Origin of the sequence: Pantoea sp. PNT03 (assembly GCF_014852515.1) — a bacterium.
GTDB lineage: Bacteria > Pseudomonadota > Gammaproteobacteria > Enterobacterales > Enterobacteriaceae > Pantoea > Pantoea leporis.
The window spans coordinates 259,475-277,054 of the sequence record NZ_JACVBT010000002.1 but is presented as its reverse complement, the minus strand read 5'-3'; the positions used below and the strand labels follow the sequence as shown (position 1 = coordinate 277,054).

Here is a 17,580-nt window from a genome sequence, read left to right as displayed (position 1 = left end):
GACAACGCGATGTGCTGCATTCACTCTCTGGCACGGTTGAAAAATAGTCAACGCAGCAAAAAGCGATTTCATCACCACGATCACAAAATCATCACAATTTGCACCCGAGTGCATTACAAAAATGCAACCGGGTGCAAAGTTTGCGAAAACCGCCTCTTGTTTACATGAGGAATCGCTCTATGCTCACTTTTTGCCAGCTAATTTGCGGAAGGGAGCCGATGACGAGAACAGTGAAAAAGGCCACGGCCAGCGATGTGGCGCTTATTGCCGGCGTGTCGAAATGGACGGTATCGCGCGCGTTTATGCCCGGCGCTTCAATCTCTGAGAAGGCGCGCGAGAAGGTGATGCGCATCGCTAAAGAGCTGGGATATCGGCCCAATTTGCTGGCGCGCAGTCTGGTAAAAAAGAAGACGCATATTATTGGCGTGGTGATCGACGAGCTGAAAAATCCGCATACGCTGATGATTCTCAATGAAGCTACGCAGCAGCTACAACGTCGCGGCTATATGGCGTTGATCCTCAACATCACCGACGGCGAGCCGTATCGTTCGGTAATGACGCAGGCGGATCAATTGCAGATCGACGGCATTTTGTTTCTCGGTACGGTGTTATCGGCACAGCTGATTACGCTGGTGGAGGATATGTACAACATTCCGCTGGTGCAGCTGTGCCGCAATACGCATGCGCAGGGCATCGATGTGGTGGCGATTGATGGTTATGCCGCCGGCAAGCAGATCGCCGAGCTGTTGCTGGCGCAGGGCGCGCAACGGTTTGGTTTTATGCAAGGTCCGGATACACCAACGTCACATCTGCTGCGCAAAGAGGGATTTGAAGCGACGCTGCAACAAGCAGGCTGTCAAATTGATGTGCTGCTTAAAGCCGGCAGCTACGATCGTGCACGCAGCTGGCAAGCGATGAGCGATTATCTGCATCAACCGGATGCGCCCGCAATTGATGCGCTGTTCTGTGAAAACGATGTGCTGGCGCTCGGCGCGATGGAAGCGATGCGCGCCGCCCCGACCAGGTCAAGGATTGCGGTGGTGGGATTCGATGATATTGAAGAAGCCAGCGCGCCAGGCTGCCAACTCACCACCTTTAGCCAACGTATTGATCTGCTGATCGCCGAAGCGTTAAACCGATTGATTGATGGTCGAAAGGGTGCGGATGAGCATTGGCGGCGGGGTGAAATGCGAGTACGGCGTTCGCATTTGAGGTCGCCATAAATGACGTAATGCTCCTCAGTTAAGACATGAAAACCCGTAATTACCGAGAGCACACATTGTAGCGGCGCAATTCATTGCGCGATAAATCGCGCCGCTACGGAAGGTGCGGTAATTTGATTCGGCGCTTGACTGATCACCATTACGCCATAAATGACGACCCACGACGTAAAATCACTGTTCTATGCTGGTCAGCAACGCATTTTGAATAATTCTTTGCGCTTTCAGCGGGTTTTGCTCACGCTGCGCTTCCTGCAACGCGGCGATATCCAGCTTATCCAGCGCGCGATAGATATGTTTGAGGAAGCGAATCGACAGATTGGCGGCTTCAACATGATCTTCACGGAACGGGAATTGATCAAGCTGCCACACGCCGTCCCAGTTATTGATCTTCAGAACATAGAAGAACTCAAAAATCTCGGTCATGTGCACGGTACCGACCACCAAATCGTCATCCCAGCCGCGCAGGTTGTCGTTGACGTCCATACCAAACAGACGACCACGATCGATAATCAGCTGGGCGGAATCCGCTGGGGATTCACCGGCAAACAGTGCATGACCAAAATCGAGCAGCACGCCAACGTTATCCAGTCCAATATCCTCAATGCCAAGCAGCGTACGCGCAGCTGAATCCCAGGTCATTTTCACGCGTGGTTCGCGCGGTTTGTACTCGATAGCAAATTTGACGTCTGGATTGGCGCTCGCCAGTTCGCGCATACCCTCTACGGCCATCTTCCACAGGTTTTTATGATCGACCTGGAACGGATAATCCCAGCCATCCTGACCCGGCCAGACTTTCACGTAGTTAGCCCCCAGCTCACGCACTACGGTGGCGGCTTCGTGCATCAAATCAAACGCCTGTTGGCGAATGGCGGCGTCGGGATTGGTGAAAGCACCGCGTGAAAAGCGGCGCAGATAGATTTCTGGCGTCACGCCAATGGCTTTCAATCCGGCATCGGCGAGCGCTTGTTTAACCTGCGCTACGGTTACGCCTTCGGTGAAGGGATAGGGCACATCAACATAGGATAGGTCCTCGACGCTGCCAGCGAGTTTAATCTGATCAAGGGTGCTAAGCGCTGGCCCGTAACCATCTACGGCGTAGCGATCAATATAGTTGGCGAAGTGCCACAATCCGGCACCGAATTTCGGATACGTGTAGGAACTCATTCGACCTTCTCCTCAGATGATTGCGTCATTGAATATATATTCATACATGGTTATATATTCCATTCTGCGCCTCGGCGTGCGCAGTTAACCAGCAATCATTGACGGAAATGCAACCGTAATCACACAATATTCGATGCCATGCCCCTTTGTTCAAACCGGTTTGCTGTGATATCCCATCCGGCTTAACCGGCTGAATAACTCTTTATTGTTGGCGCAGTTGAGCTTGCGAATAATACTCTGCCGATGATGGCTGATGGTTTTGCAACTGAGATGCAGTTTGTATCCAATATCGGTGAGATTGCTGGTTTGCCCCAGCATGCGCAATAAACCGAACTCCCGCGCTGAAAGGGTTTGCTTGGTGGGGCGAACCCCCGCCTCAAATTCTGTAGCCAGCGGTAAACCTAATACAGCATCAGAAAGCGCTTTCAGACTGCACTTTTTAGAGAGAAAAGTAACACCTGGCAGCAAACTGACCACATAGCTGATGACTGCTTTCTCATGCAAATCGGTTAGCACGATAATCCGCGTGTCTGGCGAAGTCCGTTGGACTTTCAGCAATAATTCGGTAAAGAATTGCACATCGCGGCCATAAGCGGTTAATTCACTGATGAGCAAATCCGTTCCTGCGATCTTACTCAGCGCTGAGTCAATATCGTCACTATCTATATTTTTTACATGAATAAATTTCCCGGAAAAATAACGTGAAATCCCTTCAGTAATCCATTTGTTATTGTCTATCAGCGTCAATGACAACATAGTTATCCCCATCTTTATTATGCCGGCATTAAAGCGCGATCCCGACGCTATGAATATCGGACTGGGGAAGGGAGGTTTGTACGAAATTTCCCAAATTCACGATTACAGATTTAAAGGCATGTCAGTGTTGTTGAGATATAACCGCTGGGTGAACGTATGGCCGCGCTGGGCGTTAGCCTTGCATCGGGCTTGCCACTGAAAAAAATGTGAACCAAAAATAAGAACATGCAGCGATGCACAGCCAGGAACGGCAGCGGGTGGTGTATCAGCCTGGCGCCTTTCATTTGCTGTTGAGGAAAATAGCCGACATAGTTAACTGGCGCAGCAGCTGGATATTTCTGAAGCGTCACCGTATGTGATGACGCTGGTGTAGGCTCTTCATTAAGTGGAGGAATGATGGAATTAGAAACAACCCGACTGCGGCTGGAACCCTTTGAGCTGTCGCATTTTGACGGACTGCGAGCGATGGAAAGCGATCCGGAAATTATGCGTTACATCAGCAATGGCGTAGTTAAAACGCCAGAAGAGACCCTGACGAGTATTGAACGCGTTCAATCGCGCTGGCAACAATATGGTTTTTCTTGGTGGGCGATGCGGGAAAAAGAGTCTGGCGAAATCGTCGGTGCTTGCTGTCTGCAGCATTTAGCCAATCAGGATGGTGCGCCATTGGAAATTGGCTGGCGTCTCAATGCCAATTATCACGGCAAAGGTTTTGCCACCGAAGCCGCGCAGGCGATAGTTAAGTTTGCGGTAGAACAGGTTGGCGTTAAATATTTGGTTGCGGTGGCCGATCCTGAGAATGCCGCTTCTCAGAAGGTGATGCAGCGGCTTGGCATGACCTACAAAGCGATTGAGCAACACTACGATGTGCCTTGCGTGGTGTATGAGCTTCATCTTTAGGCATTCGTGAACAAGTGCCATCAACATTTTATGTCATATTCCAATTCTGCTTATTTTACAGGATTGGAATATGAAAGAGCACGATATTGGTTTTAGCCACATAGCGCTGCAAGTGAGAGATATAGAACGCAGCATCGATTTCTATCAACGTTACGCAGGGATGCAGGTGATCCATGAGCGGGCACCAGGCATTGCAGAAGCGCAAAAAGTCGCATGGCTTTCTGATTTAACGCGTCCATTTGCGTTGGTGTTGGTGCAATCTCAAACCACAGTGGATACGCCTCTGGGTCCGTTTGGTCATATAGGCGTTGCGTGTGACAGTAAAGAAGAGATTGATGCCAGGGTTGCTCAGGCTGAATGCGAAGGTGTGTTACGCCGCCCAGCGCAACAATCAGCCGCTCCCGTCGGTTATTGGGCATTCTTCGCCGATCCCGACGGCAACACGCTTGAACTTTCATACGGCCAACAGATTGGCCTTGAGATTATTACCAGCCGCCTTAACGCGGGTGTTTAACCTAAAACGTCACTTGAAAGGGTGACGGTTGATATCGGGTTTAGACGTGGTATGAGTGCGCGATGAGATGCTTGATTTAACATAATCATGATTATGCGCACTTAGATTGATGAGGCAATTGAGCAGATATCAGGAATATTTGAGGGATAAACAACGTCGTCAGTATTTCGAAGTTCATTAAGATCCCACCAATGATAACTATTGATGACTGATTTTTCATTTTCAGTCCATCCGCTGGTACTGATATCTTCATCGCCTATTTTAATAAAATAAAATCGCTCATGTGCCAGAACCACCTCACCGCTGGGCAGAGTCATTTCAAAGGTTCTCTCCGTTAACGCCTGTCCTACATCATTAACATAAATGCCTGTTTCTTCTCTAAGTTCCCGAATGGCTGCCTGCTCAAAAGTCTCTTCTGATTCCACGCCTCCACCGGGAGTTGCCCAGTATACTTTACCTGCCAGCGCATCCTTCTCATGCCTGAACTTGAATAATAAGACCTGATTGAGGGAGTTCATAATAAGCAAACGCGCAGAATCACGGGTACGCAATGGATAATTCCTTTTTCATTTTCAATGCAGGTCAGCATAACTGATTTTGAGGATAAAAATAAAACAGAGCCCAAGTTAAATTATATGTTATTGCATAATGTCGTACATCTCAGATTTGCCTGAACCCGATCACTTCTACTCATACCCTTATTCTATTCATATCAAGGAGAGTAAAGCGACGTAGTGGCTTCACCGATGAATATTTATGCGTACGTCAACGAGCGTTCGGCGCTGAATGCAAAGGTAAGAGCGTTTATTGCCTTCTGGAACAACAACTCGCCGAAAGCGTTGATTAACTCTATAATATTGGGTGTTAAAGTCATTTTTGGACGATAAGACACAATATGCTGGATTTAACACTCAGCAAAACCAAAGAAATCGTCAAGCTGTTATGGGTTGCGCAGAGATTAAACGCGCTCACCTGTTAGCGCTCGGGCAACAGGAAACTAAACTCACGCCAGCGCAGGCAGGCGATATCATCGATAATTACTGCTCGGTTGCATCTGGCTTTGCCCGTAAAGCGGTCGATATGTTCCCAGAGCAAATCACTGCGGAAACGCTGCGCTTTCTCCAGGCGCGCATTGACGAAAATATCAAAAACCTGGCGAAATAGTTAGCCGCTGCGGCCCTGGAGAAGCGCCGTTTTCGCGGGCTATTCACCGCCCTAACCTGCTTTTATTACTCCCGCTCATTAATCCATTTAGTGATTACGGATAATGCTTTCGCAGATGCCGACTATGCTTACCCTTCTAAAACCATACAAAAATAAGTTGTACCCCAACATTTAACCCTTTTACTGGAGGTTTGGCATGAGCAGCCAACACTTAACAACACCTGTGCCGTCAATGGTGCCGATCAGCTTCAAAGTCAACGGTATACAGCAGCAATTAAACGTTGATACCCGCACCACGCTGCTGGATGCATTGCGTGAGCACCTGCATTTGACCGGCACCAAAAAAGGCTGCGATCACGGCCAATGTGGTGCCTGTACGGTGATGGTCAACGGACGTCGCATTAACGCGTGCCTGACTTTAGCGGTAATGCAACAGGATGCGGAAATCACCACCATTGAAGGTTTGGGAAATCCGGATGAGCTGCATCCCTTGCAGGCGGCGTTCATCAAACATGATGGTTACCAGTGCGGCTACTGCACGCCTGGGCAAATATGTTCATCGATGGCGGTGCTGGAAGAGATCAAAGCGGGCATTCCCAGCCACGTTACCCACGATCTGGTTTCCGCGCCCAACGTGACTGCGGATGAAATTCGTGAGCGCATGAGTGGCAATATCTGTCGCTGCGGTGCCTATTCCAACATTCTTGCGGCGATTGAAGAGTACGCGGAGGGCCTGGAATCATGAAAGCCTTCACTTACCAGCGGGTCAAAACCCCGGCTGAAGCCGCTACCAGCGCCCAGCAACATACTAATGCCAAATTCATCGCCGGCGGCACCAATCTGCTCGATCTGATGAAACTGGAGATTGAGACGCCTGCGCATCTTATTGATGTGAATGGGCTTGAGCTGGACAAAATCGAGGCTACAGCCGATGGCGGATTACGCATCGGCGCGTTGGTGCGTAACACCGATCTGGCGGCCGATGCGCGCATTCGCCGCGATTATGGTGTGCTGTCGCGCGCGTTAGTGGCTGGCGCTTCCGGCCAGCTACGTAATCAGGCAACCACCGCAGGGAATCTGCTGCAGCGCACGCGTTGCCCCTACTTCTATGACACCAACCAACCGTGCAACAAGCGCTTACCCGGCAGCGGCTGCGCGGCGCTGGATGGCTTCAGTCGCCAGCATGCGGTGGTCGGAACTAGCCAGGCCTGTATCGCCACCCATCCGAGCGATATGGCGGTGGCGATGCGTTTGCTGGATGCGGTTATCGAAACGGTCAGCCCGGATGGGCGAGAGCGCAAAATCCCGATTGCTGAATTCTATCGTGCGCCTGGCAATACCCCGCATCTGGAAACCGTGCTCACTCCTGGCGAGCTGATTGTGGCCGTTTCACTGCCGGATCCGCTGGGCGGCACACACATTTACCGCAAGGTGCGCGACCGCGCGTCCTACGCTTTTGCGCTGGTCTCTGTTGCCGCCATCATTCAGCCGGATAAATCCGGTCGCGTGGCGCTCGGTGGCGTGGCACATCAGCCGTGGCGGTTGGAAGAGGCGGATAATGCGCTGATTCAGGGCGCGCAGGCAGTGAGCGATCGGCTGTTCGCCACGGCGCAACCTACCGCTGAAAACGAGTTTAAGATCATTCTGGCGCAGCGAACGCTCGCTTCCGTATTGGCAGAAGCGAGGGGATAACTGATGAAATTCGAAAAATCCGCAGGCAATAACCCAATTGATCAGCTCAAGGTAGTTGGTCAGCCACTCAATCGTATCGACGGACCGCTGAAAACCTCCGGCCTGGCGCATTACGCCTACGAATGGCATCACGAAGCGCCCAATGCGGCGTACGGCTATGTGGTCGGCGCGCCGATCGCCAAAGGAAAAATCACCGCCATTGATGTGCAGGCAGCGCAAAATGCGTCGGGCGTGTTAGCGGTGGTGACGGCTAACAACGCGGGAAAACTGGGCAAAGGCGATAAAAATGCCGCTCGCCTGTTGGCCAGCGACACCATCGAACACTATCACCAGGCCGTCGCACTGGTCGTCGCGGAGACGTTTGAGCAGGCGCGTGCTGCGGCCAGTTTAGTGAAGGTGGATTATCAGCGTGAGCGCGGCGCTTATGATCTCGCGCAGCAAAAGCCGGGCGTTACCTCCGCGCCCGAAGATACGCCAGATAAGTCCGTGGGTGATTTCGCCGGTGCGTTTGCTGCAGCTGACGTTAAGCTGGATGCGCACTACACCACGCCGGACCAAAGTCACACCGCGATGGAACCGCACGCCTCGATGGCGACATGGCAAGGCGATAAACTCACCGTTTGGACCTCGAATCAGATGATCGACTGGTGCCGCACCGATCTGGCCGCCACGCTCAACATGCCGATGGAGAAGATCCGCATCGTGTCGCCTTATATTGGCGGCGGCTTTGGCGGCAAGCTGTTCCTGCGCAGCGATGCGGTATTAGCGGCGTTGGGTGCGCGCGCGGTAAAGCGTCCGGTCAAAGTGATGCTGCCTCGGCCATTAATCGCCAATAACACCACACATCGACCGGCCACCATTCAGCACATTCGCATTGGCACCGATAAAGCCGGCAAGATTCAGGCCATCGGGCATGAAAGCTGGTCGGGGAATCTGCCGGGAGGCACACCTGAAACCGCCGTGCAGCAAACGGAACTGCTTTACGCCGGTGCTAACCGCTTTACCGGATTACGACTGGCGACGCTGGATCTGCCCGAAGGTAACGCCATGCGCGCACCGGGTGAAGCGCCTGGACTCATGGCGCTTGAAATTGCCATTGATGAAATAGCGGAAAAAGTGGGCATTGATCCGATCGCCTTCCGCATCCTCAATGATACGCAGGTCGATCCGGCCAAACCAGAGCGCCCTTTCTCACGCCGCCAGCTGGTTGAGTGCCTGAATACCGGCGCCGAGCGCTTTGGCTGGTCACGACGCAACGCCAAACCGGCAATGGTCAAAGAGGGACGCTGGCTGGTCGGCATGGGGGTTGCGGCCGGTTTCCGTAACAACATGGTGGCGCCTTCCGGTGCGCGTGTGCATCTCGACAATAAAGGCATCATCACTGTTGAAACCGACATGACCGACATCGGCACCGGCAGCTACACCATCCTCGCGCAAACGGCGGCGGAGATGATGGGCGTGCCGATTGAGCGTGTGGCGGTTCGTTTAGGCGATTCAGACTTCCCGGTTTCTGCCGGTTCCGGCGGCCAATGGGGCGCGAACACCTCAACATCCGGCGTTTACGCCGCCTGCGTGAAATTGCGTGAAGCGGTCGCCAGCAAACTGGGCTTTGATGCGCAACGCGCTACCTTCAGCGACGGTCAAGTGCATGACGAAAACCAGAGCGTGCCGCTCGCCCAGGCCGCCGCTGAAGCCACCATCACCGTGGAAGACACCATTGAGTTTGGCGATCTTGACGAGCAATATCAGCAATCCACTTTCGCCGGACACTTCATTGAAGTCGGCGTGGACGTCGCTACCGGTGAAGTGCGCGTGCGGCGCATGCTGGCGGTTTGTGCCGCCGGACGTATTCTCAATCCCAAAACGGCGCGCAGTCAGGTGATTGGTGCCATGACGATGGGACTTGGCGGCGCGTTGATGGAGGAGCTGTTCGTCGATGAACGCCTCGGTTATTTCGTCAACCACGATATGGCGGGCTACGAAGTGCCAGTTCACGCCGATATCCCGCAGCAGGAGGTGATTTTCCTTGATGACACCGATCCCATCTCCTCACCGATGAAAGCAAAGGGCGTGGGTGAACTGGGCTTGTGCGGCGTCAGCGCGGCAATCGTCAATGCCATTTACAACGCCACTGGCGTACGCGTGCGCGACTATCCGGTGACGCTGGATAAGTTACTTAAAGGCTTGCCTGCCCTTGTCTAAAGCTGAGGAGAAGCGCATTGCAGCAGCTACTGATTGATGACGATCTGCATCCGCAGATCAAGCCGCAGCAGGCTTTACAGACCGATGACAGTGAAAGCATCCTGCGCTTCGCGCTTGAAGCAATGGAGGCAGATTCCGCTGCCGTGCTGGTCACACTGGTTGAGATTCGCGGTGGCGCGGCGCGGGCATTGGGTGCGCAGATGGTGGTGCGGGAAGATGGCCGCTATTGCGGCTATGTTTCCGGCGGCTGCGTGGAAGCGGCGGCGGCTTATGAAGCGTTGCAAGTTATCGCCACTGGCAAAGATCGCTTTGTGAGATATGGCGAAGGATCGCCTTATCTGGATATTGTGCTGCCCTGTGGCGGCGGCATTACGCTGGCTTTCCATCAGCTACGTGACGCGCAACCGCTGAGAAACGTGCTGGATTTGCTGGCAAAGCGTCAACCCGCAGCGCTGCGCTATCTGCCGACGTTTCAGCGGCTGGCGAGCGCTGCTTGCACTGAGATGACCGGCTGGCAGGAGGATGCCTTTATCACCGGCTATCTGCCAAAAACACGCGTGGCGGTATATGGACGTTCAGTCGAAGCGTTGGCGACGGCGTCGATTGCGCAGGCCGCTGGTTACGAGGTGCTCTCTGGCGAGGATGTGCAGGCGCAGGCCGTTGATCCCTTCACGGCGGTGATTTTGCTGTATCACGATCTCGATCGCGAACTCCCGGTGCTTCTGGCAGCGCTGCGTTCTGCGCCCTTCTATATCGGAGCATTGGGAAGTCGGCGCACGCATGCAACGCGTATTAAGAAATTGCTGTCGCTAGGGTTTAGTGAGGAAGAGATTGCGAGTATCAAAGCGCCGATTGGCATCTTTGCCCAGGCGCGCGATGCGCGCACGCTAGCGCTATCAATTGTCGCGGATGTCGCGGCGGCTCGGCTCAACGTGGTTTAGCCACCACATCGAGATCGCGCTGTACAGCAGCGTCCGCTTCAAGGGTGACCAGTAAGCGCGGGTCCAGCAGCGCTCTGGCACCTTCATCGCCCTGCAAATTGCGTAACGCCTCAGCGTAGTATCCAGCAAACCCGACCGGATGGCCGGGTTTGCCTTTATAAGTAAGACGCACCTGCGCCGCGCCCTTTTCTAACGCCTCTTTTACTTGCCGATAATGATCCACCGTTAGCCACGGCATATCTCCCAGCGTAATGATCCATCCGTTCCAGTGAGCGGTCATCGCCACACCCGCCGCAATGGATTCGCCGCTGCCGCCACTTTCACACAGCACAAGCTGCACGCCTGCCTTTACTGCATGCTGACGCACCGCCAGATAGCCGGGACGCGTTACCAGCGCCACCGGCAACCCGCTCAGCTTTGCCTGTTCGATCACCGTTTCAATTACCGTCGGCGCATCGTCGTTTATGCTGGCCAGCAACTTATTGCCGCTGCCGCCGCTGGCGATATAACGCGAACCTTTACCTGCCGCGAGGATGAGAATGCCGGGCGTTGCTGAATCCATAGAAGTTTTAAACCTTGCGTTACAATCGATTATTAATGAAATTATAGCTAATCCTATGATTTACAATAGATATTAACAAAAAATAGCCAATCCAAATTAGATTGACTTCAATCTAATTTATGTCAATATATTCACGTTTTTCAGTCTCAATGACTGCAACTCTGCCTTAAAAATAGTGGTGATATGAAAGAGTTAAACGATGAAGTTTGCTGTGTAGGTCCTGAGAGTGAAGCGCCGGTGACTGTCGACCAGTTTCTCTGCTTCGCGCTCTATTCCGCGTCCCTTGCGATGACCAAACTTTATCAGTCGCGACTGAAACCACTGGGTTTGACCTATCCGCAGTATCTGGTGCTGCTGGCGCTGTGGGAAAAAGACCATGTCACCGTTTCAGAATTGGGCGCGCGCGTGCAGCTGGATTCAGGCACGCTCAGCCAGCTTTTAAAGCGACTGGAGCAGGCTGGCATTATCAGTAGAAAACGCGATGTTGGTGGCGATGAGCGCAGAGTGTTGATCTCCGTCACTGAGCAGGGACAAGAATTAAAGATCGCGGCGGCCGGCGTTCCGGCTGACATGGTGTCAGTGATGGATACGCCTTATGAAGAACTGGCCGATCTCACTGCACGTGTAACCACGCTGCGCCAGAAACTGATCAATGCCCTGCCCTGAGGGCGCGAAATAATACATTCCTATGAATGCTTTGGAGCAAGCTGAAAAATGTTAATTAGCAAAGGAATTAAGGAGAAGGTGATGTCAGACGAGAAAGCGGAAAATATGGATGACATTCATGCTGTCATTGGTCACGCCGTGTCATGCCTGCTTAAATCCGATCAACCTTTGCAACTTGACCACATTACTGCGCTATTGAAGCAGCATGAAGAAGCCGCGCCCGTTCAGCTCAAGCAGGATTATGTCAACGCGATGAGTAAGATTGCGGAAAAGTGTTTAGCATCGTAATCAGTGCTTTTTCTGATTCGGGATATTAGCATGCTTCTCACTACTGAAATCTTGTCCGTCGCGTTGCGTGTTGGTCCTGGCGCTATGATTTCTGACATCCGCCAGTGCGCGTTGGCAGGCAACTCGCCTGTAGCTTTCCTCTTCTGTTTCCGCCATCTCTTCTAGTTTGGCTATCAGCGCCGCAGAGGATACCGCAACCTGGTCTTCTAAAAGAGCAAGCAGCGCCTCACCAATCATTCGGTCCTTCATCTGTTCATCGTAACTGCTAGTCATTTAATTCTCTGTGTAGTCATATTTACTCAAGCTTAAGAGTTATTTACCAATGGCGTTGTTATCTTGAGAAAATCAACGTGCGTCAGTCAGGTTAAGAGAAAACAATTGTTTTGTAAAATCCAATCTAATTCATCAGCGCTATCATCAAGTCCTGCCGCATAAAAAATGATCGCCTCGGCGCGATGACATTCCCCGATAAAAACAAGCTCATCCAACTTGATTAAAGATAAGAAAAGTCTTAGTGGCCTCGCGTACGTTTTCATGGCGAAAAATCACCACGGGAAATAATTAGTATGAAAGCCGCAAACCCTGCTTTTCTCACCTCACTTTGCTTTACTGTTATCGGTTAGGATGCAGCGAAATTGAAAATCTATCAGTTCAGAAAATTCACTTTTAATGTGAAGAATCATGAAGTCACCTGCGACGGCAAGATGATGGCGGAGATAGCCACCACCGACTCTGCGCGTGTTATGCAAGGCGATGGATTAACCGTTATTTTCTATCACTATTTTCCGGAAAAAGCTGCGGTGATGAAGGATGGCCAGTTTGTCGATTGGGCCAGACTGAAACGTTAACGATAATGCGGGCAGCAAGGAGGCTGCACTCTCTTCTACAGGCGTGATAAACACTCGCCAGCGCATTCCATTAGTCTGTGAATTTTATCAATGATTAATAACGTTAAATAAGCCGATTAAAAAGCGTTCACTAAACCGCATTAGGGTATTTCGCTAAAATATCTTTGTTTACAGTTTATAACGGTAGGATTTGTTCCACTTACTACACTGGAAGCGTGTATTTGCACGCTATTAACTTTATAAGGAATAAATCCAGTGCGTAAATTTTCTCTGATTGTATTAACTGCGGGCGTGCTGCTGTCGGTCACTTCTCAGGTTGAAGCGAAAGGCTGCATTAAAGGTGCAGTGGTCGGCGGCGTGGCGGGCCACGTGGCACATCACGGCGTTGCGGGTGCAGCAGCGGGTTGTGCGGTTGGTCACCATATGGCAAACAAAAAGCAGAAAGAAGCGGAAAGCAAACAGCAGCAATCTCAGTAATTCCCTGAGCTGCCTGTGCAAACAGGCAGCTGTAACACGCGTTATAAACGTTTTTGCGAATCCGCATCAAACAGCATCGCGCGATCCGCATCAATGGTCACAGGCAGAATATCCCCCGCCTGTGCGCCAGAACGTTGTGTGGTGAATAGCATGATGTCATGCCCCAACAGCGATCCATGAATCAGCTCGGATAATCCCGTCGGCTCCACCAGCGACACTTCCAACGGCAGCGCATTCATCGCGCCCGCTTCGGCAATCGCCACATTCTCTGGTCGGATACCGTAAATTACCGCTCGCCCAGCCTGATGCTGCGACCAATGCTGATTCAACGGCAGCTGTGCGCTATCGCCAATACGCACGCCCTGCGCGGTCATCATGCCATTGATGAAGTTCATTGATGGCGAGCCAATAAAGCTGGCGACAAACTTGTTCGCCGGTGTGTCATACAGCTCGAGCGGCGTACCGACCTGCTGAATCACACCGTTGTTCAGCACCACAATACGATCCGCCAGCGTCATGGCTTCAACCTGATCGTGCGTCACGTACACAATGGTGTTGTTCATCTGCTGATGCAGCTTCTTGATTTCGACGCGCATCTGACCGCGCAACTGTGCATCCAGGTTCGACAGCGGTTCATCAAACAGAAACACCTGCGGCTGACGCACGATGGCGCGTCCCATGGCCACACGCTGCCGCTGACCGCCGGATAACTCTTTGGGTCGGCGATCAAGCAGATGCGTCAGGCTGAGAATTTCCGCCGCACGCCTCACCTTCTCTTCAATTTCCGCGCGCGGACGCTTCTGAATTTCCAGGCTGAAGCCCATATTGCGCGCCACCGTTAGATGCGGATAGAGTGCGTAACTTTGAAACACCATCGAGATATCGCGATCTTTGGGTGCCACATCGTTCATCAGCTGGTTGCCGATACGAATATCGCCGCCGGTCGCCAGCTCCAGTCCGGCGATGGTGCGCAGCAGCGTCGATTTGCCACAGCCGGATGGTCCCACCAGTACCACGAATTCGCCGTCTTTGATGGTGAGGTTAATATCGCGCAGCACCTCAACGTTGCCATAGCGCTTGTCGATCTGTTTGAGCGTGATTTCAGCCATGATTTACCCCTTAACCGCACCGGCGGTGAGTCCCTGAACCAAATAGCGTTGAATAAAGGCGAAGAACAGACAGGCCGGGATCAGCGCCAGCACCACCGCCGCCATCATCTCGCCCCAGGAAACGGCAAATTTCGACACGAAGCTGAGCAGCCCAACCGGGAAGGTCATCACTTCGTTTTTGTTGATCAGCATCAGCGAGAACAGCAGCTCGCTCCACGCTGCGGTAAACACAAAGCCCAATGTGGCCGCCATGCCCGGCAAGGTCAGCGGCACCAGCACGCGATACAGCGCCTGAAAACGCGTGCAGCCTTCCAGCATCGCCGACTCCTCCAGATCTTTGGGAATCGCATCAAAGAAGGATTGCATCAGGAAGGTGGCAAACGGCACGTTAAACGCGGTGTAGATCAGAATCAGCCCCAGCAAGCTGTTGGTCAGGCCCAGCGGCGCCATCACCTTGTAAATCGGCGCGATGATCATCACCAGCGGAAACATCTGCGTGAACAGCAGCAGTCCGGCGATTAGCACTTTGCCGCGGAACTGGAAGCGCGAAAAGGCATAGCCGGCCGCAGCGGCAATCAGCGTGGTAAGAAACGCGGTGCTAAACGAGACAATCAGGCTGTTGGTAAAAAAGGTCGGGAAATCACTGTCGGTCAGCACTTTTTTGAAATGACCAAAGGTCACGCCGCTCGGCAATAACGTTACGCCCTGACTAAACAACAGTTGGTCCGGCGTCAGCGAGATTTTGATGATCCAGTACAGCGGAAACAGCGCGAACAGCAGATACGCCGCAATACTCAGGCGATGGCCAATCAGCGGTAAGAGTCGCATCGTCGCCTCCTATTTCAGCAGCTGATGACGGATGCGCAGCAACACCAGCGCATAACAGGTCATCAGCAGTAACAGAAACACCGCCATCGCTGAGGCATAGCCAAAGTCGAGCTTGCGATAGGCGGTGGTGAAGATGTAGCTGGAGAGAATCGAGGTCGATCCCGCCGGACCGCCATCGGTCATCACCACAATGAGATCGGCAAAATTGGCGATCCAGATGGTGCGCAGCATCACGGTGATGGCGATCATCGGTGCCAGAAACGGCAGCGTGACGCGACGAAACTGCTGCCAGCCGCTGGCACCGTCAATCGAGGCCGCTTCGTACAGATCTTTGGGAATCGACTGCAGCGCCGCCAGCAGCGTGATGGCAAAGAACGGAATGCCAAACCAGACGTTGGCGATCACCGGTCCCCACATAGCCAACTGCGGATCGGACAGAATGTTGTACGGCTCACTCAGCACGCCCAAATCGCTTAGCCACTGCGGCAATGGGCCGACTACCGGATTGAACAACCATGACCAGGTCAAGCCAGAGAGAAACGCCGGAACCGCCCACGGCAAGAACACCAGCGCCTGCACCCAACGGCGAAAACGGAACTCGCGATTGAGCAGCAGCGCCAGCGCCAAACCGAAGAAGAACTGCAGCAGCAGCGAGCTGAGCGTCCAGTTCAGCGTGTGGCCCAGCGCTTTGAAAAAGCGCCGGTCATCAAACATCTCGCTGAAGTTATCCCAGCCGACCCAACCGGTCTCCAGCGGATTCAGCAGGTTAATGCTCTGAAACGCATAGGAGATACCGATCGCCATCGGCACAAAGATGAACAAAGCGATCAGCAACAGGCCAGGCGAGAGATACCACCACGGCTCAGCCAGCCGACTCCAGCGGAGGCGGCGGCGCGCCGGACTGTTGGGCAGAGAAGCATCAAGCATCATAATCACACTCCGCGTGGTTGAAGGTTACTGCGTGGCAAGCCAGGCTTTCTGCTCTTTGCTGAGATAGTTCGCCCAATCCTTCACCATGCTTTCGGTATCGTTCTCACCCAGCAAGGTTTCCTGGCTGCTCTCTTTCACAATCACCGAGTTGAAATAGCCCCAGCCTTTGAGATGGGTTGGCATGGTTAGCGGCACATAGTTAGGATCGTTCAGCTCTTTGAACCAGCCGGCGAACTGCGGCGTATGGTAGAACGGATCCTGCTCGGCGCCTTTGTAAATCGGCAGCGTGCCGACGAATTTTGACCATGCGAGGTTGTTGGTTGTGTCACTGAGGAAGGTAATCAGCGGCCAAGCGAGATCCTTCTGTTTACCCTGCTTGAACATCGACCAGCCGGTATAGCCAATGGTCGGGAAAGCTTTGCCTGACGGGCCAACCGGCATCGGAGCCACAGCGAAATCATCGGCCGCCATGCTGTTTTTAATGGCGATCAGCGCGTCGGGATCCTGATCGAGCATTGCGCATTTACCTGAATAGAAGCCCGAAACGATCTCATTGAAGCCCCAGTTAACGCTGTCTTTCGAGGCGCCGCCCTTTTGATACATATCCACCAGCAGCTGCGCGCCTTTCATCGCACCCGGCTCGGTCAGCGTGCTGTTACCTTGTTTATCGAAGAACTCCGGCGAACCGTTCATCGCCGCCATAAACATCATCCAGGCGTTGGTGCCGCCCACGCCACCGCGCATGCAGTAGCCGCTGATGCCATTCCCCAATTTGCTGATGCGCTGGGCATCGCTGGCGAATTCCTCCATGGTTTTGGGCGGTTCACTCAATCCTGCCTGCTGGAACAGCTTTTTATTCCAGAACAGCGCGCGCAGATAAAAGCCGTACGGCACCATGGTGGCTTTGCCGTTGGCGGCGCGCGCCATGGCCAACGTTTTATCGGTGAGCTGTGGCGTGGCATCCCAGCTTTTCAGGCGCGGCTCGAGGTCTTCCAGCATATTGTTACTGGCATACAATCCTTGCCAGGTATCCGGCATTTCCACCACATCCGGCACCTGACCGCTCTGCAGCATGGTGCCGAGCTTTTCAAACGCCTGGCCCCACGGCAGTGAAATCAGCTCAATCTCCGTGCCGGGATGCTGGGTTTTATAATCATCGAGCATTTTTTGCAGCAGCGCGGTGCGCGGCGGGCTGGTAATCACTTCCACTACGGTAAGCTTGGCGGCGAGGCTGCTCATCGCTGCACTCAAACCCACGGCTAACACTAATGCTTTCACGGCAAAACGTTGCGTCATGACTTTTCTCCAGTGAGTGA

Annotated in this window: 21 protein-coding genes; 12 read left to right on the top strand and 9 right to left on the bottom strand. The window is 53.0% G+C overall.

Annotation, left to right across the window (positions count from 1 at the left end; all coding sequences use genetic code 11):
• Positions 1 to 218: 218 nt before the first annotated feature.
• Positions 219 to 1,223 carry a LacI family DNA-binding transcriptional regulator gene (locus IB226_RS09405; RefSeq protein WP_192234885.1) on the top strand — a complete coding sequence of 335 codons (1,005 nt, stop codon included), beginning with the start codon at positions 219 to 221 and terminating at the stop codon, positions 1,221 to 1,223.
• A gap of 171 nt (positions 1,224 to 1,394) precedes the next feature.
• Here the strand turns inward: IB226_RS09405 and IB226_RS09400 are convergent, their stop codons facing one another.
• Together IB226_RS09400 and IB226_RS09395 are read right to left on the bottom strand one after the other, a co-directional pair.
• On the bottom strand, positions 1,395 to 2,387 hold the full coding sequence (locus IB226_RS09400; RefSeq protein WP_101761489.1) for a sugar phosphate isomerase/epimerase: 993 nt from the start codon (positions 2,385 to 2,387) through the stop codon (positions 1,395 to 1,397).
• A gap of 150 nt (positions 2,388 to 2,537) precedes the next feature.
• Positions 2,538 to 3,143: a response regulator transcription factor gene (locus tag IB226_RS09395; protein ID WP_192234883.1), complete on the bottom strand. Its 606-nt coding sequence runs from the start codon at positions 3,141 to 3,143 to the stop codon at positions 2,538 to 2,540.
• 393 nt (positions 3,144 to 3,536) lie between these two features.
• On the opposite strand from IB226_RS09395, the gene IB226_RS09390 reads away from it, so the two are divergent.
• Both IB226_RS09390 and IB226_RS09385 read left to right on the top strand, forming a co-directional pair.
• Positions 3,537 to 4,043 (top strand): GNAT family N-acetyltransferase, encoded by a 507-nt coding sequence (locus tag IB226_RS09390; protein WP_225608251.1) that lies wholly within the window; start codon positions 3,537 to 3,539, stop codon positions 4,041 to 4,043.
• Between the two features lie 70 nt (positions 4,044 to 4,113).
• A complete protein-coding gene (locus tag IB226_RS09385) occupies positions 4,114 to 4,557 on the top strand; it encodes a VOC family protein (protein WP_101761492.1) in 444 nt (147 codons plus the stop codon).
• 101 nt (positions 4,558 to 4,658) lie between these two features.
• Here IB226_RS09385 and IB226_RS09380 read toward each other — a convergent pair whose 3' ends face one another.
• Positions 4,659 to 5,108, bottom strand: a complete 450-nt coding sequence (locus tag IB226_RS09380; protein ID WP_192234879.1) for an NUDIX hydrolase — start codon at positions 5,106 to 5,108, stop codon at positions 4,659 to 4,661.
• Positions 5,109 to 5,499: 391 nt separating this feature from the next.
• Here IB226_RS09380 and IB226_RS09375 point away from each other — a divergent pair, with 391 nt between their 5' ends.
• The 5 genes from IB226_RS09375 (at position 5,500) to IB226_RS09355 (ending at position 10,556) form a co-directional block, all read left to right on the top strand.
• Positions 5,500 to 5,721: a hypothetical protein gene (locus IB226_RS09375; protein ID WP_192234877.1), complete on the top strand. Its 222-nt coding sequence runs from the start codon at positions 5,500 to 5,502 to the stop codon at positions 5,719 to 5,721.
• A 196-nt stretch (positions 5,722 to 5,917) separates the two neighbouring features.
• A complete protein-coding gene (gene paoA, locus IB226_RS09370) occupies positions 5,918 to 6,466 on the top strand; it encodes an aldehyde dehydrogenase iron-sulfur subunit PaoA (RefSeq protein ID WP_110866898.1) in 549 nt (182 codons plus the stop codon).
• Entirely contained in the window at positions 6,463 to 7,413 is a 951-nt protein-coding gene (locus IB226_RS09365; RefSeq protein ID WP_192234875.1) for a xanthine dehydrogenase family protein subunit M, read from the top strand. Before paoA ends, IB226_RS09365 begins: the two co-directional genes overlap by 4 nt.
• A 3-nt stretch (positions 7,414 to 7,416) precedes the next feature.
• Positions 7,417 to 9,615: an aldehyde oxidoreductase molybdenum-binding subunit PaoC gene (gene paoC, locus IB226_RS09360; protein ID WP_192234874.1), complete on the top strand. Its 2,199-nt coding sequence runs from the start codon at positions 7,417 to 7,419 to the stop codon at positions 9,613 to 9,615.
• A 17-nt stretch (positions 9,616 to 9,632) separates the two neighbouring features.
• A complete protein-coding gene (locus tag IB226_RS09355; RefSeq protein ID WP_192234872.1) occupies positions 9,633 to 10,556 on the top strand; it encodes an XdhC family protein in 924 nt (307 codons plus the stop codon).
• On the opposite strand, the gene IB226_RS09350 is transcribed toward IB226_RS09355, so the two are convergent.
• A complete protein-coding gene (locus IB226_RS09350; RefSeq protein WP_192234870.1) occupies positions 10,543 to 11,118 on the bottom strand; it encodes an NTP transferase domain-containing protein in 576 nt (191 codons plus the stop codon). The two genes, IB226_RS09355 and IB226_RS09350, sit on opposite strands and share 14 nt — an antisense overlap.
• A gap of 183 nt (positions 11,119 to 11,301) precedes the next feature.
• Here IB226_RS09350 and IB226_RS09345 point away from each other — a divergent pair, with 183 nt between their 5' ends.
• On the top strand, positions 11,302 to 11,784 hold the full coding sequence (locus tag IB226_RS09345) for a MarR family winged helix-turn-helix transcriptional regulator (protein WP_101761502.1): 483 nt from the start codon (positions 11,302 to 11,304) through the stop codon (positions 11,782 to 11,784).
• Between the two features lie 81 nt (positions 11,785 to 11,865).
• Positions 11,866 to 12,072, top strand: coding sequence for a hypothetical protein (locus IB226_RS09340; RefSeq protein WP_192234868.1), 207 nt, complete (start codon positions 11,866 to 11,868; stop codon positions 12,070 to 12,072).
• Here IB226_RS09340 and IB226_RS09335 read toward each other — a convergent pair whose 3' ends face one another.
• Entirely contained in the window at positions 12,073 to 12,345 is a 273-nt protein-coding gene (locus tag IB226_RS09335) for a hypothetical protein (RefSeq protein ID WP_192234866.1), read from the bottom strand. It abuts the gene before it with no gap.
• A gap of 398 nt (positions 12,346 to 12,743) precedes the next feature.
• Between IB226_RS09335 and IB226_RS09330 the strand changes: the two genes are divergently transcribed.
• Both IB226_RS09330 and IB226_RS09325 read left to right on the top strand, forming a co-directional pair.
• The gene (locus IB226_RS09330) at positions 12,744 to 12,920 is read left to right on the top strand and encodes a hypothetical protein (protein WP_158238597.1); all 177 of its coding nucleotides are present in this window, start codon (positions 12,744 to 12,746) and stop codon (positions 12,918 to 12,920) included.
• 255 nt (positions 12,921 to 13,175) lie between these two features.
• Positions 13,176 to 13,397 (top strand): hypothetical protein, encoded by a 222-nt coding sequence (locus tag IB226_RS09325; protein WP_192234864.1) that lies wholly within the window; start codon positions 13,176 to 13,178, stop codon positions 13,395 to 13,397.
• Positions 13,398 to 13,438: 41 nt separating this feature from the next.
• On the opposite strand, the gene IB226_RS09320 is transcribed toward IB226_RS09325, so the two are convergent.
• From IB226_RS09320 to IB226_RS09305, 4 genes are read right to left on the bottom strand one after another with little or no spacing between them, the layout of a single operon-like run.
• Positions 13,439 to 14,506 (bottom strand): ABC transporter ATP-binding protein, encoded by a 1,068-nt coding sequence (locus IB226_RS09320; RefSeq protein ID WP_110866891.1) that lies wholly within the window; start codon positions 14,504 to 14,506, stop codon positions 13,439 to 13,441.
• A 3-nt stretch (positions 14,507 to 14,509) separates the two neighbouring features.
• A complete protein-coding gene (locus IB226_RS09315) occupies positions 14,510 to 15,334 on the bottom strand; it encodes a carbohydrate ABC transporter permease (RefSeq protein ID WP_110866890.1) in 825 nt (274 codons plus the stop codon).
• 9 nt (positions 15,335 to 15,343) lie between these two features.
• Positions 15,344 to 16,264 carry a carbohydrate ABC transporter permease gene (locus IB226_RS09310; RefSeq protein ID WP_192234862.1) on the bottom strand — a complete coding sequence of 307 codons (921 nt, stop codon included), beginning with the start codon at positions 16,262 to 16,264 and terminating at the stop codon, positions 15,344 to 15,346.
• Between the two features lie 24 nt (positions 16,265 to 16,288).
• The gene (locus tag IB226_RS09305) at positions 16,289 to 17,560 is read right to left on the bottom strand and encodes a sugar ABC transporter substrate-binding protein (protein WP_192234860.1); all 1,272 of its coding nucleotides are present in this window, start codon (positions 17,558 to 17,560) and stop codon (positions 16,289 to 16,291) included.
• Positions 17,561 to 17,580 lie beyond the last annotated feature (20 nt).